The sequence below is a fragment of the Apibacter sp. B2966 genome (genome assembly GCF_011082485.1).
Classification (GTDB): Bacteria; Bacteroidota; Bacteroidia; order Flavobacteriales; family Weeksellaceae; genus Apibacter.
Genome location: NZ_CP049714.1, coordinates 1,631,084 through 1,653,379 on the forward strand (window position 1 = coordinate 1,631,084; position 22,296 = coordinate 1,653,379).

Genomic DNA, 22,296 nt, shown 5'->3' on the forward strand with positions numbered 1-22,296 from the left:
AATTCCATAAGAATTAGATTCCGATTTACACTAAATAAACTATACACGAAACAACGAGACGTTATATTCATAAGTTAGGCTTTGTGAAAATTATTCGGCTAAGATAAAGATTTTTTTATCAGAATTTATAACTTTTACGGTTATTTTTAGTTTAACTTATTGATCATCAAAAAGATGCTGTTGGGTTGTCTGAACAAAATTATGGGTTGGTTTCAGGGTTTCTTTGAAAATAAGTATGGGATATCTTGTTGTAGTTTATGGAATTACAGTGTTGGGGTGTTGTTTTTTTCATTCTCCTATATGAACAATTTTCCCCATATGATTCAAACGAACTTTAACGATATTTCTAACCCCGCTAGGTCTTTCCCTCCTCCAGATTATTCTTTTTAAATTTGCATCATTAAATTCAATGCCTGTTTCCAAATGATGTCTAAAATAATAGTCTTTAGAAGCTAATTTTTGGACTCTGAATAGATGTTGGGAAATTAGATTTAAATTTTTTTCATCGTTGATATCTAGATCATTCGGATTGAAATCTTCTGAAGGAAATAAAAACATCTCGTTTTGTTTCATGGTAAAAAGAAATTTCCAACCCAGGTTTTCATTATAGAATTTATCAATTACGGGAAGTCCTTGATTTACTTTTTCGACCGCTTCAAAAAAACTGACTATTTTTTCCTGTAGGTTTCCTTCTGCATCTTCATAAATAGCTACATGATGGTTATTTCCCGTACTCACAAAGTCTACCGGAATAGGTTTGCCGTTTAAATCTAAAAGTTCATTTCCGAAATGGTCTTTTTTAGTATGTAGCGATTCCACATTACTAACTCCGATTATAGTTGCTGTTTTAATGCAGATTCCTTTTTCTTGGTTTAGCCAGATGGGTTTTTTTTCCAAATCTGAAAAGGCTTCTTTAGCATTTCCATGAGCTTCTTTTAATCGATTTCTTAGTATGTTTTGGGTAGTGGGATCCAATACTTTTTCAATAGTTTTTTCATTTTTAAAATTTTCGGGGGTAATAGCTTTTCTTATAGTATAAACTTTTTCAAACCATTGGATGGTAACTTTTTCAGGAATGGTATCGGTTGAAAAAGCATTCAAAAAAATTGGTTTTTTAGTTACTGAATTTTTACCGGAAAAAGCTTTTTTAGGATCATTGAAATGATCATTCAATCGTTTTAATAAAGCATTTTTGTATATAGGATTTTGAACCATTGATACCGTCTCATAGTTACATTTTGAAGAAATCATTATTTCTTTAGTCCGGGAAATTTTTGACATCCCATAAATGGTTTCTTTATGTAAAGGGCCTCTTGGCGTAAGTTCAAGCTTGGGCGAATATCCGCCTTTTTTCTTAGGTTTATTTAAGTTTACAGTGGCTACCGTATTTTTAGTTTTGTATGAAACCAATATTTCTTTTAATTGCTTTTCGACTTCTTGTCGAAAATTTTGAGTAGGAAAAGTAAATCGAGAGGGTCTGCTTCCATTTTCATTGATTTTATCATATTTGATCTTCTTTTCAATAGCAAGAATAACTGCATGTCGCTTATGTTTTTCATCGTCCCGAGCATTCATATGATTTAAATATTGAATATGATTTCGGGATGTAAAAGCAACAAGTAAGGCATCGAGAGCTTGATGACGATGGTCATTTCCTTTATTCCAATCTATGATCATCTCTTTTTTTTCACCTCTTGAATTTTCAATCAACTTTGTAAGTCCGGCGTTACGGAATTTTTCAATATTCAACTCTTTCATAAGATCAGTTAAGTTCCAATCTTTACGTAATTTAGAAGTAATATCACTGCAAGTAGTAACCACATCGGGAGCAATTTCAAAAAGGAGTTCCTTAATTTTTCCGGCAATATATGGTGTATCTTGCAACTCTCTGTTGATAAAACTTTCTCCTATTTCGGAGCCTTTTTTACGTAAGTTTTTATATTTGGTTTCGGAAATAGCTCCTTTCTTATATAATTCTGAAATAACATATTGAAAGTGTTCTTCTTTCTCTTTTCCTTGATTAGATAGGTAATCGAAAGCAGTTAAATTACTTTTTTCAAGGTTTGCTTGCCTGGGAACCAGTACTTTATTGGAAAAGCTGTTATCAAATACTTTGGATTGCGGGATGATATGGTCAATGTCATAGTTGTTTGTAAAAAGATAATCTTTATTTATAGGAGTATCAGTATATAAATCGTTAAAACCGTTCGCTTCCAATTCTAAATATAATCGATAGCGAATCATATCGTTCTTTGAGGGGTTCGAAATATTAAATTCTTTTTTTAGTATTTCTGAATATTTTTGATATCGAATTTTAGCAGCATCCCTATTTTTTGAAATTTTTTCTCGCTCTTTAGCATTTTTTTTGAGCTCTTTTGCTAATTCAAGGCGTATTTCATCAAAAGCACCATACTCATCCATTAATGAATTTACCAGGTTAATTAATTGGTTTATGACTTTTTCCACTACAGGGCTTCTCAAAGAATTTTTAGGTAAAATTTCGAGTCGATCTTTTAATTTGCGGTTATTACTCTCTTCATGGGGCAGGGAATGTTTAGAATGTTTATATCCCGCCATTATGCATGCCTCACTAAAAGTATTTTCTTTACAATAGGAGAAAATTTTTCGCATTGCTTTACTACTTAAATTACCATATTCTGAATCATATGAGATAGAAGCAAAAAGTTGTGCATACTCCTTTTTAAATCCGAATTTAGTAGTTAACAGTTCTAACAATTTATCATTTCCCGAGGTAGAATTGTCTCCTTCATAAGAATATATTAGATGCCAGAGCTGATATGCGCTTTGATTTTCAAATTCAGGATTTGGAAGCAACGGGTCAAAATCTAATATAGAAGTAGAAATAGAACATGTTTCAAAAACAGATTTTACTATTTCTTTGATTTCTGCGGCAGGGATTTTACTGTCTCCTGGTTTTAATTCTTCTTGGTCTTCCGATATGTCCAAAAGTTCAAAAACATTATATCCTTCCATATCTAAAATTTTAAGATAAATTCGGTAAAGCTGTTCTTGAGTTTGATTTCCTTCCAGGATTGTAAAATTGATTTTAGTTTCTTTAGAGGGTAATTTTAATAGGGATAAAGCCTTTAGTCCGGATAGGTTTCCTTTAATATTCAGTTCTGTAAATAGTATTTCTTTTTCTTTTAACGTCAACGGACGATCGCTTCCTTCCCTTTTGATGAGTACATTACCAAGGCTTTGCCATATTTTGAACTGTTGGAAAAGAGGGGAGGACTTGGGGGCAACCTTTAAACCAATTTTTTTCTTTTTCTTTTTTCCGTTTTTATTTATTTCAATTTCTTGGTTTTCAAATTCACAAAGATTAATTAATCTTTTTTGGGAACGAAGTTTACGTTGGTAAAAGATAACGGAATCTCGAATCTTTTTTTTTAGCCCAGGAGTAAGTTGAGGGTGGAATTGCGCTTGAGTTTCCCATATTTGCTCAAACTCATCAAGATAGTCTTGTCTCAAAAATACTTGATTTTTTAATTTGGTGTGAATATTTTTTGCTACTTGGGAAAAAAGATTTTCGCCTATTGTCTGTTGATTGAAATAAAGCTCTTTACTTCGATCACTAATTGCGCCTAAATATCCGCTGGAATTAGCAATATGGTTATTTATTTCAGCCAAAACATAGGCTATTTCTTCAAGGGTTATTTTTTCCGAGATTGCTTGGTTTCTCCATTTAAAGGCTTGTAACTTTTTTTCATCTCTTTTCCCTTTATTTATGGCGATTCTGATTCCATATTTTTTTAGAAATAAAGCGGCAGTTGCTCTTTGTCCTTTTCCTTCCAGTTCTTTTTTAAAATCTTCGGTCAAAATATCGGGATAATATTTTTTTTGAAAATCCCATAATGCGGACCATTCCTTTTCTAAATCGGAACGGTAAAAGTCAGGAATTTGCTTTTTCCCTTTTTTTATAAGTTGGTAAATATATTGCCCGGGAGTTAACTTTTTTTCATATAAAAGCTTAGCAATCTCCATTCCGTCTATTGTCTTCCCATCTTCATTGTTTTTTACTTTTCGACTGCTTTTATACCCTCTCTTTTTGTTTATATGAAGTAAAACCCTGGCTAATTCTTCCAGCTCTATTCTTTCTTTTGTTGCTTTCGCTCGATTTTTTAAGGTTTCGAAAGAGGTAAATTTACCTTTTTCTGTCAAAGAAGAGTTGGATGAAATAATTTGGTTTTGAAGTAGTAATGCGATTAAGTTATTTCTTCTCAGCTTAAATCGTTGAAGGTTTCTTCTAGCGCTTCGTGCTGAAGATCTTTCTGCATTGGGTGTTACAGACAATCCTTTCTCAAAATTATTCTTTTCATCTTTGGTTATAGGAATTACCCGCACCCCTAATTTGGAAATAGTATTTAAATTTGGATTTTCTTCATTTTCACGGACAACAGCCCAGCCAATAGAAGATACTCCTACGTTCAGGCCAAGAATTTTCTTAAAAGACATAATGATCTATTTGGTTTTAGTAATTATTCAATAAAAGTATAAACTAATTAGAAATAAAAAAAATGTATATTTATGATGAATTAGTTTAATTTATTGATTATATTTGAAGCAAATAAAATTTGAAAGCAATTCACAATAAGGATTATTCCGTTGTGAAAACATTAAAGGCGGGAATTATCTCGCTTTTTTTATTGGTATGTTGGTAAGTTTAAGCTGTTATAGTAGATGGTATTTTATAAGGATAATTTATATTAAATTACACTCATTTAATTTCTTTAATAAGAATAGTATAAACCGGAAAATGGTCACTATATCCCCCCGTATAATTATTATTAGAAAAAGTACGGTAGGGATAGCCTTTGTAAGGACCTTCTTGTGTAATTAAATAAAAAGGCGCAAACACGTTCATTCTATAAAAGTGATAACCTTCCTGATCTGTAACAAGGGCAGGAGACATAATTTGTTGATCGAAAAAGCTAAATGAATCTTGATAGGCAATAGTTCCTAATCCTTTTTTAAATAAGTTCTCTGCGGGATTATAATAAGAACCGGTTATTACGTTTTCCTTTTTAGATACCGTATTTAACCCTTTTTTAATACTGGGGCTGGTACAATCATCATTAAAATCACCCATAGCTACTATTTTTGCCTTTGGGTTGATGCTTATGAGGCTGTCCATTGCTTGTTTTAAGACTTTTGCAGCCGCCATCCTTTTGGGAAGGCTTCTTTGTTCACCTCCTCGTCGGGAAGGCCAATGGTTGACGAAGAAATACATTTTTTCACCTTCTAACAGACCTTCTACCAGTAGTATATCGCGTGTGTAATTTTTATAACCTTCTTGTCTGGGTAAATTAATTAACAGCTTTTGTTTATTTTGGGGGATAAACCTTGTTTTGTTATATAATAAGCCAACGTCAATGCCTCTTTCATCGAAAGAATTGAGATGAATAAATTCATAATTTCCTCCTCTTTTATTGATGGCTTCGCATAGATCATTCAATACATGCTCATTTTCAATTTCACATAAACCAATGATTACCGGCATAGATTGAGTTTCGGTTTTTCCGGTTTCGGATATAACTCGGCTGATGTTATTGATTTTTTCTTTATATTTTTTTGTATTCCAGCGTTTTGGTCCTTTATAATGGAATTCATCGGTTAAAATATGCTTTCTGACTACCTTTTTTCCTTTTAGTTTATTGAAGGATAGTTCACCTCGGTACACCTCATATCCGGATTGTAAAGCTTCATCTTCGGATACACTTATTTGATACTTTGGATCATTAGGATCTAGGGTGCCGTTAATAAGATCAGCAGATGGAATGGTGTCATAGAGATTTTCTACGTTATAAAACATGACAGTTGCTGATTTATATCGTATTTGTGCTTCACAAGGGGTATAAATCATTAATAAAAAAATAAAAACAAATATATTTTTTAAAAATATACGCATAGATCCGCTTTTTTTATATTAACAAAACTAAAAATAAATAATTATATTTGCTTCAATAGGCTTCTTGAAATTACTAAAAGATGATGAAATTTAAGTTATTGTATTGGATACTTTTTGTAAATCAGGTAATATTTGCGCAAACTATGATCTATGGTTATCTCAAAGGAGACCAGGATAAGCCTTTGGATCAGGCTGTCGTTAGCTTAGGTGAAGATCGTTTGATACAATCCAAATCCGATAGGGTAGGATATTTTCAATTTAAAGATGTAGCTGCCGGAACTTATCTAATCATCATTAATAGAGTAGGCTATGTGCCTTTAACTCTAACGGTAAAAGTTTTTCCTAAAGAAACGAGGAAAGATTTAGGAGTGATAAAATTAGAATATAATCCTTCTCAAGAGGATGAAGGTTTATTGACATTGATGGAAGATGATTTTTCGCCTGATGAAGAGAGTTCTCAATCAATGACCGGAATTGGGTTATTGCAATCATCTAAAGATGTATTTTCTAAAACCGCCTCTTTTGAATTAGGATCTTATTGGTTCAAAGTAAGGGGAATTGATAACAGTTATGCAAATATTATGTTTAATGGTATTCCAATGTCTAAAAATCATACAGGAAAACCTGATTTTGGTAATTGGGGTGGTTTAAATAATGTTATTAAATATCCTTACGAATTAGCAGAAAATAATACCATCTCTGATTATTCTTTCAGCAATTTGGGAGGAACAACTTATTACGATACACGTTCTTCTTCTTACAGGAAAGGATTTCAGCTAACCTATTCTTTTTCAAATCGTACGTATCAACATAGAATCATGACAACGTATTCCTCGGGAATGCTTCCGTCAGGATGGGCTTTCACTTTTTCAGGTTCCAGAAGATGGATGGAAGAAGGAGTAATTGATGGGACCTATAACAATTCATATGCGTACTTCGCATCTCTTGAGAAAAAAATTAATGATAACCACAGACTAAATCTTACTGCATTCGGTGCTCCTACAAGAAAAACAGGAATGAGTCCTAATACACAAGAAGTATATGACCTAAGAGGTAAGAATTATAATTCATATTGGGGATGGCAAGATGGAGATAAAAGAAATGAAAGGGTAAAAAGAATTTTTGAGCCGATATTTATGTTAACTCATTACTGGAATTTAAGCGATAAAACAAAGATAACAACTACAGCCTCATATCAATTTGGGTATAATAAAAGTTCCCGTCTAAATAGGTATGAAGCCGATAACCCATCTCCAACTTATTATAAAAATTTACCTAGTTACTGGTTTAGTCAGGAAAATATGACGGAATATGAAAATTTTCTACATGCTTGGGAGACTAATGATCTCAACGTGACTCAACTCGATTGGGGATATTTATATAATACGAATTATCATGCTCCAACATATCAAGATCCCTACAGCGGGCAAATAGGCAGAAGGGCTTCCTATTTCCTGGTGGATGATGTTTATAAAGATAAAACCTTTAATGCTGCCACTCATTTGCATACTTTTTTGAGCGATAATTGGAAATTATTTCTCAATTTAAATTATCAAAATTTAGTTTCAGATAATTATAGAGAGGTAAATGATTTATTGGGAGCAGATTTTGTCGTAAATAAAAGTTCATTTATAAAGGGTGATGGTTCCGGTTCATCTACCGATGATTATAACAGCTTAAAACCGGGTAGTGTGGCAAGGAAAGGCGAGAAAACGGAATATGATTACCGAATGTTCAGGCAGGAAATAACAGGAAATGCTACCTCAAGAGTAACGTTAAACCATTGGGAGATGGCAGTATCATTAGTATTCGGTTGGAATGAAGCCTATAGAAACGGAAAATTTAAACACGGATTATATCCGAATAATTCGTACGGAAAATCTAATAAAGCCAATTTTACAGAATTGGGTCTTAGAACAGGAATAACTTATAAAATTAATGGAAGAAATTTCATTATACTAAACTCCGCCTATTTTGAGTCTTCACCAACTTTAAATGAAATTTTTGTGAATTCCCGATTAAATAATGATATAACACCCCATATATCCAATCAAAGAATAAATACTAATGATTTAACATATATTTTAAGGTCTCCTTCTGTGAAGGCCAGGATTACCGGATATTATACAAAGATAAAAGATGCGGTAGAAATAACACGTTATTATGCTAAAGGAGTTAGTTTAGATGAAAGTGAAGACGCGTTTGTTTCAGAAGTTTTAGCAGGTGTTGAAAAAGAATATTTGGGGTCCGAAATAGGGTTGGAATGGAAATTAACACCATCTTTAACCCTCTCCGGAATAGCATCTATTGGACAATATACATATAAAAATAATCCTAATTTGTACATACTTAGTGATAATTCACCGGGTGTACATGATTACGGATCTTCTTTCATTAAAAATTATAAGATTACCGGAACACCACAAAAAGCATATGTTGTTGGAATTAAATATGATTCGCCTAACTATTGGTGGGTAGGAGTTAGTGGTAATTTTTTACAAGATAATTATTCGAATATATCTTCTCTATCAAGAACCAAAAATTTTATTATGAAAGATGATGCTTTTCCCTATGAGGGAGCTACTCAAGAAAATGTTAAATCAATTATAAAACAGAAGCAATTTCAAGATGTTTTTATGTTAAATGCTTCCCTGGGTAAATCTCTTAAAATGGGTAAATATTCCCTGGGTTTAAGTGCTTCGGTAAATAATATTTTAAATGAAAGAGGATATGTTACCGGATCATTTGAGCAAGGAAGATATTCCAATTATGAACAATTGGAAAAAGATAAATTGTTGGCCTATCCGCTTTTTGGCAATAAGCTTTTTTACGATAGAGGCAGATCGTATTTCATAAACGTTTCTTTTAGATTTTAAATTAATGCTGAAATAAACGATAAATTTTAAAATTGAAAAAATGATTAAAAATAGTGTACTATTTATATTTATATCTTGGTTTCTCTTGGCCTGTGTACATGATGATGATTATAAAAATCCCTCAGTAAATCAAGGTCGGCTAATGCAAGCGACTGTATACATTTCTGATCTTTTAAAAACAGCTCCTGTTTTTACCGGAAAAAATGGTATAGAGGCACAAGCTTTTACAAATGGCGAAATTTTAGAGGGCTATGTTATTTCAACAGATCATGCCGGAAATATTTATAAAAATTTATTTTTAGTAACTGAAGACGGAACTCAAGGGATTGTACTCAGCATTAATAAATCCAGCTTATATACTTATTATCCGCTTGGGTCTAAACTATATATTAAATTAGATAATCTCTATTATGGAAAGCAAAACGGTATGGTTCAGATTGGTATGCTTCCCACACAGCCGGAAAAATATATCGTCGATCAAATATCCCCTTCAATTATGAAATCGAATATTATCTTGGGTAAAGATCAAAAAAATGAAGAAGAATTGGTTATTAAAAGAAATTCAGACGGTAAATTATTAACTGCTAGAGAGGTCAATAATAATGAAACATATTTGTGTACCTTGGTTGAAATTAGCAGAGTAGAATTTAATGAACCGGGTAAGACATTTGTAAGAAACAATTCAAGCACTGACAATCAGGTAAATACTATAAATCTCAATTATTTTACTGTACCTATAAGTAATTATGCTTCATTTGCGGGATATAAAATTCCCCATGGAGAGGGTAAATTGAGAGGAATTATGACCCGATATGATGGGATGTATAAAACCTATAGATTGAACCTGAGAACTATAGAAGATGTCAAAGATTTTCCACTTACTCAACCTTTTTTTATTGAAACTTTTAATAAAGTTTCAAATGTATCCGTAAGACCTAAAATAAATAATGCAAACGGTTTTGATAATTCTCAATCGGTCACCTATAGTGATCCTTATGGAAAAGCAGATATTAGAACTTCAGGAACTTCATTTCCTTCCCCTTTGGTATGGTTTCCGGCAAATACTAATGCTTCATTAATTATAGATCATATTAATACATCCGGTCATAAACAAATGGTTTTATCGTTTAAACTCAATGTAGGCATTTTTAATTCATTGGATATTGGCTTTGTGGATGATTTAATAGTGAAATGTAATGATGTTGAAGTGGAGCTGCCCCATATTGCTTTAGATATAAGCAACAATAAAAATACATTTTATACTGTGCGAATTCCTATTCCGGATGGTACTCAAAAAATTGAATTTTTTGGATCAGCAAGTAAAAATAAAAAAGGAATTAGGATTGATACGATACAATTGGAAGATTAATTATTGAAATGATGAAATTTAAATACATATATTCACTTATAATAATTGGATTGGTGGTTAAGGGATTTCTTATCTCCTGTGTTGATAATGATGACTACTCAACGCCCCCGATTCCTCCAAGCGGATTTTTTAAAGAAACTTTTAATAAAGTAACTAAAGTCAAGGTAGGAATAATTATTTCAAGTCCATGGCCTAAAGTATCTGCGGTTACTAATTTTGATGGAGAAGCAGAAGGAGCAGTTTATTCGGATTCATTTAGACTGGCTGATATAAGAAAATTAAACGGATCCAGTGAAATTGCCAAGAAAGAATTTTTTATATGGTTCCCGGCAAACAAAGAATCATCTTTAATCATAAGTAATATCCCATTAAGAAACCGGAAAAATATAGCCTTGAGATATAATTTCAATGCAAATATTTATAACTCAGATGATATTTCTAATACAAACAAGCTAAGAATTAGATTTAATGAGAAAGAGCTGACTTTACCCAATATTGAACTCAATGCATTCAACAATAGAAACAAATACAAAGGCGTAATGATCAGAATTCCGGATGAAATTTTAAAAGAAATTTCAACCTTAGAATTGATTAGTGAAGCGGCAAGTAATGATAGAGGTTTTAGAGTTGATGATATTGAATTGGTTGAGAATTTTCCGAATTTTGAATAAAGGTAAATAATAAACAAACTGTTTTTTATAAGCTATTTTAATTGGAATAATTTTGTATATTTAGTAAGTTAATTCTTTAAAAATAGTATATGCAAAAAACAGCTTTAATTACCGGTGCTACTTCAGGTATAGGTCAAGCTACGGCGAAAATTTTCGCTGAAAAAGGAATCAACCTTATACTCTGTGGAAGAAGAAAAAGTAGATTGGACGATATAAAAAAAGAATTGGAAGATAAAGTGAAAATAACCACTCTTTCATTCGATGTTGGAAATAGAGAAGCGGTATTTTCTGCAATAGAAAGTTTGTCGGATCAAAACAAGAAAGATATAAATATATTAGTAAATTGTGCAGGAAATGCCCATGGATTAGACACATTTTTGGATTCTTCAATTGATGATTTTGATTCGATGATCGATTCGAATGTTAAAGGCCTTCTATATGTATCCAAAGCCGTCGTGCCTATTTTAGTTGCCAACAAAAAAGGACATATAATAAACATAAGTTCTATTGCAGGAAAGGAAACTTATCCAAAAGGAACGGTTTATTGTGCTACCAAACATGCCGTGGAAGCAATCAGTAAAGGAATGAGAATGGATTTATTAATTCAAGGGATAAAGGTTACCAATATTGCTCCGGGTGCTGTTGAAACTGAATTTTCCTTAGTTCGATTTAAAGGAGACCAAAAAAGAGCAGACTCTGTTTATCAGGGTTTTGAGCCTTTAGTTGCAGAAGATATAGCGGATGCTATCTATTATGCCGTTTCAAGGCCCGATCATGTACAAATTGCGGACATGACCATATTTCCCAAAGCTCAAGCTTCCGGAACGTTATTTGACAGAAAATAATTATTTAGTTACTTATTTTCATACCAGATATTCCAGGCATGATCAGCTTGTAAATGGAGCATTTCCAATCCATTTTTAGTTTGTGAACCTGCTTTTTTTCCCAGCTGTAACAATTTAGTTTCTTCCGGATTGTATATCAAATCATAAATTAAATGTTCAGGGGTAAAAAATTGAGCGGGTACAGGGGGGCAATCATCTATATTAGGATAAGTTCCTACCGGTGTTGTATTTATAATTAAATTGTGAGATGAAATTATTTCTTGGGTTAATGAGCTATAGGTATTTATTCCGTTTCGGGAGATGATTGTATAAGGTATGGAAAGATGGTGTAATATATATGCGACCGCTTGGGAAGCTCCACCGTTACCGAGAATTAAAGCCGATTGGTGATGAGGTTTTAATAAAGGAACTAATGAGTTTTTAAAACCGATTGCATCGGTATTATAACCTATTCTTTTTTTACCTTTAATTTTAACCGTATTAACAGCTCCAATTTTTTCAGCCTCCGGACTTAATTCATCTAGAAAATCTAGAATATCTTTTTTATAAGGAATGGTAACATTAAAACCGAGTAAATCCGGCGTGTTAAAGAGTTTTGAAATATCATTTTTGGAAGGAATATCAAATATTTTATAGGAAAAATCTTTTAATCCCATTAGTTTAAATTTTTCCGTGAAATAATTTTTGGAAAAAGAATAAGAAATATTTTTCCCTAATAAACCTAAAATCATATTTAATCAACTTGAAGTTACTAACAAATATATAAAAACCCGAGTTTATATTATACAAATTAAATAAAGATATGTATTTTTGCAGCGTTTAATCCTAATTGGATGTTTGTCGAACCAAGTAATCGAATATGAAAAAAATAATTATTATTATAATAATTTTGTTTTTATTACTTTCGTTGGGATTAATTATGATAGGCGTTCCTTATTACAAAAAATATTACAGCTCTAATGTTATACAGGAAAAGCTTATATATATTCCAACTCGAGCTAGTTTTCATCAGGTAAAAAAAATGATAGCTCCTTATCTTAAAGACATCGAATCTTTTGACAAAGTAGCTTATGCCGAAAAATATCCGGATAAAATAAAAGCAGGAAGGTATAAATTAAATGTAGGCGAAAATAATAAAGATTTAATCAGGCGATTGTTATTAGGCAAGCAAGATGAAGTTCATTTAAGAATTAAATCATATGATGACATTTATGAATTAGCTTCCGATTTAGGTAAGAATTTAGAAGATGATTCTTTACATTTTATAAATTATTTTAAAAAACAAGCATCATTAAAAGGATATAATGATGTGGAAGAGCTGAAAATATATTTCACTCCTGAAACCTATTATATGGACTGGAATACTTCTCCGGAAAAATTATTTTCAAGATTTGAAACTATTCATAACCGTTTTTGGAATGAAAAAAGAAAAGCAGAAGCCGATAAATTAGGTTTGTCTGTTTTAGAAGTTTATACCTTAGCTTCCATAGTTCAAAGGGAATATGTAAAAAAAGACGAACTGCCCATCATCGCCAGCTTATATCTTAATCGTCTAAAAAAAGATATGAAATTACAATCGGACCCTACTGTTCAGTATGCTGAAAGAAAAGTATATGGCTTTAAGGTTCAAGTTAAGAGAGTAAAAAATGTATCTATTGATTCTCCATACAATACCTATAAGTATAAAGGTTTACCTCCTTTACCTATTTGTATTCCTAATGATTTTGTAGTCGATGCCGTTTTAAATCCGGCTACAACTGATTATTTGTATATGTGTGCCATAAGAAATACCGGCAGACATGCCTTTACCTCGAATCCGGCAGAGCATATGAAAAATGCCAGAGACTACATTGATTGGTTAAATTCGCTCAAAATAAACTAAAATAAATATTATGAAATTAAATTTACTGAGTAAATACAGAACCATATTGATGGGTTTTGCCATTTTATGGGTAATGTTTTACCATTCTCACGTGTATGTAGGTACATCAAATTTTTTAGAATTCTTTAAACGGATAGGCTACGGAGGAGTGGATATTTTTATATTAGTATCTGGTTTTGGTGTCTATTTTTCTATCCATAATGATGATTCAATTAGACATTTTTATAAAAAAAGAGCATTACGTATATTACCTTATTACTATCCAATTGTTATAGTAGTAACTATCGTAGCGATAAAATTGGGGATTTGGAAATCGGATGCTTTATTTTATAATTTAACTACTTTAGGATATTGGAGAAATGTGGGTTTAGGATATATATATGATTGGTATATTCCAGCACTTTTGTTTTTATATCTTTTAACGCCTTTATATTACAAATTTTTTAAAATAAATAAGACCGTGACTACCCTATGTGCTATAGCAGCAGCTTATGTATTTAGCTATTCAACACATGGTACATATGAATATCTTTATAATTTAACATTTAGGATACCTCATTACGTTATAGGTTTTTGGTTAGCTGATTTTTTAATCAGAAATAAGGAATATGAATTTAATAAAATTACAATAGTTTTATTTGCATTAAGTTTAATAGTAGGAGTATGTCTTCTTTATTATTTTTATTATTACACTCCTTATTTTGAAGAATATGGAATTTATGTGGCTCCTTTTATTCTTATAACTTTGCCATTATGTATGTTTTTATGTTATTTCTTTTCTTTGTTTAAGTCGTATAAATTTCCGATTCTTACATTTTTAGGAATACATAGCCTTACCTTATTTATATTTCATGAGAAAATTCTCTATTTTTTTCATCTGTTTTTGCCATCCAACATTGAAAATATATGTTCATTTATTGTAACATTTATTTTAGCGTATGTATGGCAAAAATTAGTTGACAATATTGTTAATAAGATAACCATCAAGAAAAAAATAACTATCTAATAGGAGAATTATAAAATATCAAATAATTAAAGCATTTTTAAAGTATTAACTTCGAGGTCTGTGAGAATTCTCCAGTAACCTCGTTTTAATGCTTTTTTTGTTAATCCGGCAAACATTACCCTATCGAGCTTTTCTACCTCATATCCTAACCTTTCAAACATTCTTCGAATAATACGGTTCCACCCGATATGGATTTCAACTCCTACTTCGTTTTTTGGAGCTCCTTCAATGTAGGATATCTTGTCAACCTTAGCTATTCCCTCTTCAAATCGTAAACCTTCCAACAATTTACCAAAATCTTCAACCGAAACTTTTTTATTTAATGTGACATGATAAATCTTTTTAACTTCATGGGAAGGATGGGTTAATTTTTTAGTAAGATCTCCATCATTAGTTAAAAGAAGTACACCGGTGGTTTGCCTATCCAATCGGCCGACAGGATATAAACGATAAGGAGAAGCATTGGCGACTAAATCCAATACGGTCTTTCTGGCCTTTTCATCCTTAGTGGTTGAAATATAACCTTTGGGTTTATTCAAAAGTACGTATACATTTTTCTCAGGACGAATATATCTTCCGTCAAAAAATACTTCATCGCCCGGTTGTACTTTATATCCAAATTCTGTAATAATTTTTCCGTTAACTTCAACAACTCCATTTTGAATAAATATATCCGCTTCTCTTCTGCTGCAAACGCCTGAATTTGCTATATATTTATTAAGTCTTGTTCCCTCATTTTCTTTGGGAGTTTTAGGTAATCTTTTTCTAAATGGAGCAGTTGATGCAAATCGTTTTTTATCCTCGAATTTATTTTTTTTACCGGGTTTATTTTCCTTTTTATCATTGGCTTTGAAATATTCTTTTTTTAGAGACTTTTCATTTCTTCCAGAGCCTCTTCTGTCGTATGATTTATTATTTTTCATCTGTTACAAATCTATGTTAATATACCTTTATGATATATGTGAATATAAATGGGTAGAAAGCTATTTTTAAACAAACTTCATTAAAAGTGCAAAGTTAAGGGATTCCCATCAATAAATACTAGAGAAATAGTGCCTAAAAAAATCCAAAATTTGATCATAAATATTAATATCTGAATATATTGAGGTTTACTTAACCAGATAACCACAATCGAACAAACGCATAATAGGATGGTTAGTAAATAATAAAGTCGTATTTCATAAAGATGAGGTTCGCAACTTAATTGAAATGAAATACCTAATAATAAACAAAATAATATATTTAATATAATTTTGGTAGGTATAATACCTAAAGTATTAGGCAAAGTATGGTAGTTAAATAGATGATCATATTTATAAGAGAGAAGATCTTTACAAATATCTTTGATGAATATGATAAAGAATAAAAATCCGGAAAGATATAAAATGTAAGAAGAAAAATTTTCATAAAATAAAAACAGTGCTAAAAAAGGAAAAAGCATAATTGCAGAATTAGTCAAATTATTGATAAAAACTATTCGACTGAGTTTATGGCTGTAAAACCAAATGATAAATTGATAGATTAGAAAAAAAATAAAAATACGATAAGATAACACTATGGCAATAGTTAAAGATATGAAATTGAAGAAAATGTAAAATCGTAAAGCTATTCCATTACTGATAAATCGTTGCAATATAGAAGTTATCGGCCTATATATCATATCTTTTTCCTGATCGTAAAAAAAATTTATTATATAACCTGCCATGGCACTTAGTGAGGAGGATAAGACTATACCATGAAGCTTTATATTTTTTAAATTCTCAACAATATTTTTTTCATCACCAAATAAATAGATAGCAGAAATATACATGGCTAGAATTAGCATAATTACATTAAAAATTCTAACTCTAACCAAAAAAGAGAGGTTAATTAAAATTATTTTTTTTCCTGAAGAGTACATCCATTAAGGATATTAATCAGGTAAAAATACAAAAAAAATTAAGGGATTTATAATTAAAAACGGTATACGACTTCTTTTTTGTAATTTTTTAACATTTTTTCAGTAGCTTCATAATCCTGGGTAAAGCCTAATATATATCCGCCACCTCCGGATCCGCAAAGTTTCAAATAATAAGTATTAGTATCAATACCCTTTTTCCAAATTTTTAAAAATTTTCGAGGGATCATAGGGGTAAAATGATTTAAAGCCCATAGAGAAAGATGTTTCAAGTTTTGAAAAAAGGACCCCATATCTCTATTGAGGAAAGAATCTATACAATTATTGTTATATTTTATAAATTCTTCTTTTAATGTTTTTCTAAAACCTTCATTTTTAAGTTTTTCAAAAAAAATCTGAACCATAGGTTCTGTTTCACCGGGCATACCGGAATTAATTAAAAAAACAGCTCCTTTTCCGTCTTTGCTCTCAGTTAATCCTATTTTGTCAACATCTGCATTAGGCTGAATTAACAACGGGATATTCATATAACAGATAAGAGGGTCAATACCTGAACTTTTTCCGTGAAAAAAAGATTCCATTTGTCCTAAAACATTTTTTAAATCTTTTAAATCAGTTTTTAGAATCTTATCAGATGAAATTTTATTTACAGAATATTTATCGAAGATAGCAGCTACCAGAGCACCGGAGCTACCAACCCCATACCCTTGAGGAATATTAGAATCAAAGAACATTCCTTTTTCAATATCTTTTTCAAGCTGAGAAATATTAATCGAAAATTTTTCAGGTAACGATAAAGTTTTCAAATAATCTGCAAATTTATGCAATGATTTATTTGATTTTGATTCAATTTCATTAAGTTCTGATGAAAACTGTAAGGTTCCTTTGTAGGCATTGTAGGGTAAGGTTAACCCTCTTGAATTTTCAATAATTCCATATTCTCCAAAGAGTAAAATTTTTGCATAAAATAAAGGATGCTTCATATTTTAATATTCTTCAAAAAACGTTACAAATTTACACATTATATTAATTTTATAATTAAAATTTAACTAATATTTTTAAAAACCTTTGACAGTTTCTTATTTTAAAAATTACTTCAATCGAATGGTTTTATGAACAAAATAATATTGCTGAAAATGAATAATTTGACATAAATTTTTCAGTAACTAAAAGATTAACTTAATCGTATACAAATTTTTTGATATTGCATACGTATCAGTAGTTTTTTAGGTTTAGATATAATTACTATTATTCATCTAATTAGCGAGTTACCTTGTTGTAGATGGTTTTTTAAATAAGAAGTTAAATAACTGTAATGTTATGGGTAAAAATAAATTCAACAAATAACGGTATAAATATAAAATAAAGAATATTCTAAAAATCAATTGAATAATTTAAAATAAAATAAAAAAATCCCGGAATTCCGGGATTTTTTTATTTTTATAAAGAAAAAATGTGATTGTTACATCATTCCCGGCATTCCTCCACCCATTGGTGGCATTGCAGGTTCATCTTTTTTAATATCAGTAATTACACATTCAGTAGTTAATAACATTCCGGCAACAGAAGCCGCATTTTCTAATGCAACACGAGTTACTTTAGTAGGGTCAATAATTCCGGCGCTGAACATATTTTCGTATTGTTCAGATTTGGCATTGTAACCGAAATCATCTTTTCCTTCTTTAACTTTATTAACAACAACAGAACCTTCACCACCGGCATTAGCTACAATTTGACGAAGTGGTTCTTCAATAGCTCTTCTAACGATTTTGATACCGGTTTCTTCATCTTGATTAATACCTTTAAGAGATTCAATTCCGTTAATTGCGCGAACTAAAGCGACACCACCTCCGGCAACAAAACCTTCTTCAACAGCAGCACGAGTTGCATGTAATGCATCATCTACTCGGTCTTTTTTCTCTTTCATTTCAACTTCTGAAGCAGCACCTACATATAAAACAGCTACTCCTCCTGCTAATTTAGCAAGTCTCTCTTGAAGTTTTTCTTTATCGTAATCAGAAGTAGTATTTTCAATTTGAGCTTTAATTTGAGCTACTCTTTGTTTGATGTTTTCATCACTTCCAGCACCGTTAACGATGGTCGTGTTATCTTTATCGATAGATACTTTTTCAGCAGTACCTAACATTTCTAATGTAGCTCCTTCAAGAGTTAATCCGGCTTCTTCAGAAATAACGGTTCCTCCTGTTAAAATAGCGATATCTTCTAACATTGCTTTTCTTCTGTCTCCAAATCCCGGAGCTTTAACAGCAGCAATTTTTAAAGATCCTCTTAACTTATTTACTACTAAAGTAGCCAATGCTTCACCATCTACTTCTTCAGAAATAATAAGTAAAGATTTACCATGTTGTGCAACCGGTTCTAACACTGGAAGTAAATCTTTCATGCTGGATATTTTTTTATCGCATAATAAAATATATGGATTTTCCAGCTCAGTGATCATTTTATCTGTATTAGTTACAAAGTAAGGAGATTGGTATCCTCTGTCAAATTGCATACCTTCTACTACGTCTACGTAAGTATCTGTACCTTTTGCTTCTTCCACAGTGATAACACCTTCTTTTCCTACTTTACCGAAAGCTTCAGCAATAAGTGAACCGATAGTATCATCGTTATTTGCAGAAATTGATGCAACTTGTTTGATCTTTTCTGAATCAGAACCAACTTCTTGAGATTGTTTTTTTAATTCTTCAACAACAGCAGCTACTGCTTTATCAATACCTCTTTTTAAATCCATTGGATTTGCACCCGCAGCTACATTTTTTAATCCTTCTCTTACAATAGCTTGTGCCAATACAGTTGCTGTAGTTGTTCCATCACCGGCAACATCATTGGTTTTAGATGCAACTTCTTTAACCATTTGAGCTCCTAAATTTTCAATAGGCTCTTCTAATTCAATTTCTTTTGCAACAGTAACACCATCTTTAGTTACATGAGGAGCTCCGAAAGATTTTTGTATAACTACATTTCTTCCTTTAGGTCCTAAAGTAACTTTAACAGCGTCAGCTAAAGCATCTACCCCTTTTTTAAGGGCATCTCTAGATTCAATATTAAATTTTATATCTTTTGCCATTTTAATTTTTTTAAGATTTGAGTATTAGGTTTAATTAAACAATTGCTAAAATATCAGACTCTCTCATTATAAGATAATCCTTTCCATTAAGTTTTAGTTCAGTTCCGGAATATTTACCATATAAAACTTTATCACCAACTTTAACAGTTAACGGTTCGTCTTTTTTTCCGGCTCCTACTGCAACTATAACCCCTTCTTGTGGTTTTTCTTTAGCACTATCAGGGATAATGATTCCTGAAGCTGTTTTTGTTTCAGCAGCTGCCGGCTCTACTACTACACGGTCAGCCAATGGTTTAATTGATAGTTCTGACATATCTATTATTTTTAATTTTTATATTATTTTTTTAAACTAATTGGTAATACCCTTTTCTTTTTTCTAAAAATATGCCAAATAAAAGTTTTATGACAAAAAGAAAGTAAACGCGTCAAGGTGTCAGATGACTTATAATACGGTTTAAGAGGAATATTTATTTTTGTAAATAAGTATTTGTAATACAGTGCTATAAGTTTAAAATACGTTTAAAAAGTTAAGTATAAATGAAAAAACCTTTGATAAAATAAAAATATCAAAGGTCTATAATGAAGTATAGATAATTTAAAATTAAACTATATTATTTTTTATTTTTTTAACACTAAAAGATAAACTGATGTAATAAATTCCTAAAAACAACATAGATATGCTAACCCATATTAGCAAAGCGGCTAATCCGATTGGAGGGAATACCACTATTACAAATGAAAGGATAACTTCCAGTATGCCTAAAGTTAATAACCATCCCCAATTACTTAACCCCATGTTCTTAATATCAAACGAGTGGCCAATTAAACTAACTCCTTTAAATAACAGCCAGAAGCCAATAAAGAAAGATAAGATTCCCATTTGAGTAAATATATTGGAGGATATTAATATAATCCCTACCAATAAATCTAAAATACCACCGGCCAAATACCATCCCCAATTGCTGGTATGAGTATTACTTAATGAAAAAACAATTTCGAAAATACCAAAAACCAGAAAAGAGACAGAAAAAAATGTTGTTAAGAAAATTAGTGATGGAGTAGGAGACACCATTACTATAATACCTGCTAAAATGAACAATATGCCTAAAAGGAGCATAATCCACCAATTTTTTATAAATGATTTCATATAAATTTTATGTAATTATTAGGATAAGATAATTTCAAAAATAATGCCATGAAATTGTTATATACAAATGAAATAAAGGTTGATAAGTGCTCATATAATAAGTGTAACTATTAAATTTTTATTTTTTTAATTAGGTATTATTATTGTAGATTGTCAACTAAAAAAGAGAATAATTTCAAATTGAAAAATAAATTAGATCTATTACAGCTAATCGAAGAAGCAAAAAATTCCAGGCAACAGGCTCAAAGTAAAATAGTAAATTTATTTTGGAGTGATATTAAGTCCTATATTTTTTCTTTAGTGAAAGATGAAAATTATTCAGAAGAGCTCACTGTTGAAACCTTTACAAAAGTTTTAAGTAAATTAAATTTATACAATTCTGATTTTGATTTTAGAACTTGGGTTACTTCCATTGCGCATAATTCAGCCATAGATTTTTTAAGAAAAAAAAATAAGGATAAAAACAAATTTTTAGATGATGACTATCAACAACCAAGAGATTGGGAACCATCGCCTGAGCAGTTGTTTATTGATAAACAAAATTTAGAAGCATTTGAAAAAAGATTAAATAATCTTCCTGAAAATTATCGAAAATTAATTTATTCACGATATGTAGAAGGAAAAAAACTTAAAGATATAGTTGAAGAAACCGGTTTATCTTTAGCTAATGTAAAAGTAAGCTTGATGAGAGCACGTAAGCTTTTATCTTAAAAAAAATTACTATAATTACCTGACAAATACCAAACTTTTTTCTGTAGATAATTGATCTGAATATTCATATCCGTCCTCATTATACGTCTTGATATCCTCCCAATGGGTTATTGAGTTTTCGGCGCACCAACGAGTCATCTTTCCACGGGCATTTTTAAAATACATCATAATGCTTTTTAAAGATCCATTTTTATAATCTTTAAATTCAATATCCATAACTTGACCTTTCAACTTTTTTAGGTCAATTACTTTAAAATATTCTTTACTCGCAATGTTTAGTATAGGTTCATCATTTTCAAGTAAGTTATTCAAATAAGTATTCAATATATCTTTCCAAAACCCATATAAATCGTTGGCTTGTTCGGTTTTAAGTTTTTTTCCCATTTCCAATCGATATAACATAATATCATCTGAAGGATGAAGCAAACCGTAAAGGCCTGAAAGAATTAATAAATTTTTTTGTAAATAATCTAAGGCGGATTTGGATAAGGATTCGGCATCTAGCCCTCTGTAAACTTCACCTTTAAATGCAAAAATAGCCTGTACGCAATCCTTTTTTAAAGGATTGGGAGTCCATTTCTGAATTCGTTCCCAATTTTCTTCGGACAATTTTGATGAAATATTCAATAGATTTTCTAATTCAGATGGAGAATATTCCTTTAAAACAAGTTGTAATTTTTTACTATAATCAATGAATTCGGGTTGAGTGTGTTGATTCCAACTTGAATTGGTTTCCAAACTCATAATTTTTGCCGGAGAAAGAAGTATTTTCATTTAAAATTTATTAGCGATGTAGCTAAGTTATTAAAAAAGATTGATGTTTAAACGTTGAATTTAACTTATTTAAATACGAAAGGTTAGGAATTAATCCT

17 protein-coding genes are annotated in these 22,296 nt (G+C 30.9%); 7 read left to right on the forward strand and 10 right to left on the reverse strand.

All coding sequences use genetic code 11. The annotated features are described in order from the left end of the window. Window positions 1-288: 288 nt before the first annotated feature. Window positions 289-4,476, reverse strand: a complete 4,188-nt coding sequence (cas9, locus tag G8C43_RS07085; RefSeq protein WP_166005093.1) for a type II CRISPR RNA-guided endonuclease Cas9 — start codon at window positions 4,474-4,476, stop codon at window positions 289-291. Between the two features lie 262 nt (window positions 4,477-4,738). Then, window positions 4,739-5,929, reverse strand: coding sequence for an endonuclease (locus tag G8C43_RS07090; protein ID WP_166005095.1), 1,191 nt, complete (start codon window positions 5,927-5,929; stop codon window positions 4,739-4,741). A gap of 83 nt (window positions 5,930-6,012) precedes the next feature. On the opposite strand from G8C43_RS07090, the gene G8C43_RS07095 reads away from it, so the two are divergent. The 4 genes from G8C43_RS07095 to G8C43_RS07110 all read left to right on the forward strand — a co-directional run bounded on the left by G8C43_RS07095 (window position 6,013) and on the right by G8C43_RS07110 (window position 11,690). Then, the gene (locus G8C43_RS07095) at window positions 6,013-8,805 is read left to right on the forward strand and encodes a TonB-dependent receptor (protein ID WP_166005097.1); all 2,793 of its coding nucleotides are present in this window, start codon (window positions 6,013-6,015) and stop codon (window positions 8,803-8,805) included. 40 nt (window positions 8,806-8,845) lie between these two features. Next, window positions 8,846-10,174: a DUF5689 domain-containing protein gene (locus tag G8C43_RS07100; protein WP_166005099.1), complete on the forward strand. Its 1,329-nt coding sequence runs from the start codon at window positions 8,846-8,848 to the stop codon at window positions 10,172-10,174. An 11-nt stretch (window positions 10,175-10,185) separates the two neighbouring features. Beyond that, window positions 10,186-10,845, forward strand: a complete 660-nt coding sequence (locus tag G8C43_RS07105) for a hypothetical protein (protein ID WP_166005101.1) — start codon at window positions 10,186-10,188, stop codon at window positions 10,843-10,845. A gap of 89 nt (window positions 10,846-10,934) precedes the next feature. Further along, window positions 10,935-11,690 carry an SDR family NAD(P)-dependent oxidoreductase gene (locus tag G8C43_RS07110; RefSeq protein ID WP_166005103.1) on the forward strand — a complete coding sequence of 252 codons (756 nt, stop codon included), beginning with the start codon at window positions 10,935-10,937 and terminating at the stop codon, window positions 11,688-11,690. Between the two features lie 8 nt (window positions 11,691-11,698). On the opposite strand, the gene G8C43_RS07115 is transcribed toward G8C43_RS07110, so the two are convergent. Then, a complete protein-coding gene (locus G8C43_RS07115) occupies window positions 11,699-12,421 on the reverse strand; it encodes a shikimate dehydrogenase family protein (RefSeq protein ID WP_166005105.1) in 723 nt (240 codons plus the stop codon). A 128-nt stretch (window positions 12,422-12,549) separates the two neighbouring features. On the opposite strand from G8C43_RS07115, the gene mltG reads away from it, so the two are divergent. Together mltG and G8C43_RS07125 are read left to right on the forward strand one after the other, a co-directional pair. Next, window positions 12,550-13,572, forward strand: coding sequence for an endolytic transglycosylase MltG (gene mltG / locus G8C43_RS07120; RefSeq protein WP_166005107.1), 1,023 nt, complete (start codon window positions 12,550-12,552; stop codon window positions 13,570-13,572). A 10-nt stretch (window positions 13,573-13,582) separates the two neighbouring features. Then, window positions 13,583-14,578, forward strand: a complete 996-nt coding sequence (locus G8C43_RS07125) for an acyltransferase family protein (RefSeq protein WP_160542572.1) — start codon at window positions 13,583-13,585, stop codon at window positions 14,576-14,578. A 26-nt stretch (window positions 14,579-14,604) separates the two neighbouring features. On the opposite strand, the gene G8C43_RS07130 is transcribed toward G8C43_RS07125, so the two are convergent. The 6 genes from G8C43_RS07130 to G8C43_RS07155 all read right to left on the reverse strand — a co-directional run bounded on the left by G8C43_RS07130 (window position 14,605) and on the right by G8C43_RS07155 (window position 20,713). Then, a complete protein-coding gene (locus G8C43_RS07130) occupies window positions 14,605-15,501 on the reverse strand; it encodes a pseudouridine synthase (RefSeq protein ID WP_166005109.1) in 897 nt (298 codons plus the stop codon). A gap of 80 nt (window positions 15,502-15,581) precedes the next feature. Continuing rightward, the gene (locus G8C43_RS07135) at window positions 15,582-16,478 is read right to left on the reverse strand and encodes a UbiA family prenyltransferase (protein WP_166005111.1); all 897 of its coding nucleotides are present in this window, start codon (window positions 16,476-16,478) and stop codon (window positions 15,582-15,584) included. A 53-nt stretch (window positions 16,479-16,531) separates the two neighbouring features. Further along, window positions 16,532-17,458, reverse strand: coding sequence for a mevalonate kinase (locus G8C43_RS07140; RefSeq protein WP_160542569.1), 927 nt, complete (start codon window positions 17,456-17,458; stop codon window positions 16,532-16,534). A gap of 479 nt (window positions 17,459-17,937) precedes the next feature. Then, on the reverse strand, window positions 17,938-19,566 hold the full coding sequence (gene groL, locus G8C43_RS07145) for a chaperonin GroEL (protein WP_105296415.1): 1,629 nt from the start codon (window positions 19,564-19,566) through the stop codon (window positions 17,938-17,940). A 34-nt stretch (window positions 19,567-19,600) separates the two neighbouring features. Then, window positions 19,601-19,879, reverse strand: a complete 279-nt coding sequence (gene groES, locus G8C43_RS07150) for a co-chaperone GroES (protein ID WP_055426187.1) — start codon at window positions 19,877-19,879, stop codon at window positions 19,601-19,603. A 288-nt stretch (window positions 19,880-20,167) separates the two neighbouring features. Then, the gene (locus G8C43_RS07155; RefSeq protein WP_105296414.1) at window positions 20,168-20,713 is read right to left on the reverse strand and encodes an HdeD family acid-resistance protein; all 546 of its coding nucleotides are present in this window, start codon (window positions 20,711-20,713) and stop codon (window positions 20,168-20,170) included. A gap of 180 nt (window positions 20,714-20,893) precedes the next feature. Between G8C43_RS07155 and G8C43_RS07160 the strand changes: the two genes are divergently transcribed. After that, window positions 20,894-21,424, forward strand: coding sequence for an RNA polymerase sigma factor (locus G8C43_RS07160; protein ID WP_158254190.1), 531 nt, complete (start codon window positions 20,894-20,896; stop codon window positions 21,422-21,424). A 15-nt stretch (window positions 21,425-21,439) separates the two neighbouring features. Here the strand turns inward: G8C43_RS07160 and yaaA are convergent, their stop codons facing one another. Then, window positions 21,440-22,198 carry a peroxide stress protein YaaA gene (yaaA, locus tag G8C43_RS07165; RefSeq protein WP_166005114.1) on the reverse strand — a complete coding sequence of 253 codons (759 nt, stop codon included), beginning with the start codon at window positions 22,196-22,198 and terminating at the stop codon, window positions 21,440-21,442. Window positions 22,199-22,296: the final 98 nt, after the last annotated feature.

Coding starts and splice junctions, on each gene's coding strand:
- G8C43_RS07115 (WP_166005105.1), bottom strand. CDS start 12,421: ATGATTTTAGGTTTATTAGGGAAAAATATTTCTTATTCTTTTTCCAAA.
- groL (WP_105296415.1), bottom strand. CDS start 19,566: ATGGCAAAAGATATAAAATTTAATATTGAATCTAGAGATGCCCTTAAA.
- G8C43_RS07110 (WP_166005103.1), top strand. CDS start 10,935: ATGCAAAAAACAGCTTTAATTACCGGTGCTACTTCAGGTATAGGTCAA.
- yaaA (WP_166005114.1), bottom strand. CDS start 22,198: ATGAAAATACTTCTTTCTCCGGCAAAAATTATGAGTTTGGAAACCAAT.
- G8C43_RS07155 (WP_105296414.1), bottom strand. CDS start 20,713: ATGAAATCATTTATAAAAAATTGGTGGATTATGCTCCTTTTAGGCATA.
- G8C43_RS07135 (WP_166005111.1), bottom strand. CDS start 16,478: ATGTACTCTTCAGGAAAAAAAATAATTTTAATTAACCTCTCTTTTTTG.
- G8C43_RS07095 (WP_166005097.1), top strand. CDS start 6,013: ATGAAATTTAAGTTATTGTATTGGATACTTTTTGTAAATCAGGTAATA.
- G8C43_RS07130 (WP_166005109.1), bottom strand. CDS start 15,501: ATGAAAAATAATAAATCATACGACAGAAGAGGCTCTGGAAGAAATGAA.
- G8C43_RS07105 (WP_166005101.1), top strand. CDS start 10,186: ATGAAATTTAAATACATATATTCACTTATAATAATTGGATTGGTGGTT.
- groES (WP_055426187.1), bottom strand. CDS start 19,879: ATGTCAGAACTATCAATTAAACCATTGGCTGACCGTGTAGTAGTAGAG.
- mltG (WP_166005107.1), top strand. CDS start 12,550: ATGAAAAAAATAATTATTATTATAATAATTTTGTTTTTATTACTTTCG.
- G8C43_RS07090 (WP_166005095.1), bottom strand. CDS start 5,929: ATGCGTATATTTTTAAAAAATATATTTGTTTTTATTTTTTTATTAATG.
- G8C43_RS07100 (WP_166005099.1), top strand. CDS start 8,846: ATGATTAAAAATAGTGTACTATTTATATTTATATCTTGGTTTCTCTTG.
- G8C43_RS07140 (WP_160542569.1), bottom strand. CDS start 17,458: ATGAAGCATCCTTTATTTTATGCAAAAATTTTACTCTTTGGAGAATAT.
- G8C43_RS07125 (WP_160542572.1), top strand. CDS start 13,583: ATGAAATTAAATTTACTGAGTAAATACAGAACCATATTGATGGGTTTT.
- cas9 (WP_166005093.1), bottom strand. CDS start 4,476: ATGTCTTTTAAGAAAATTCTTGGCCTGAACGTAGGAGTATCTTCTATT.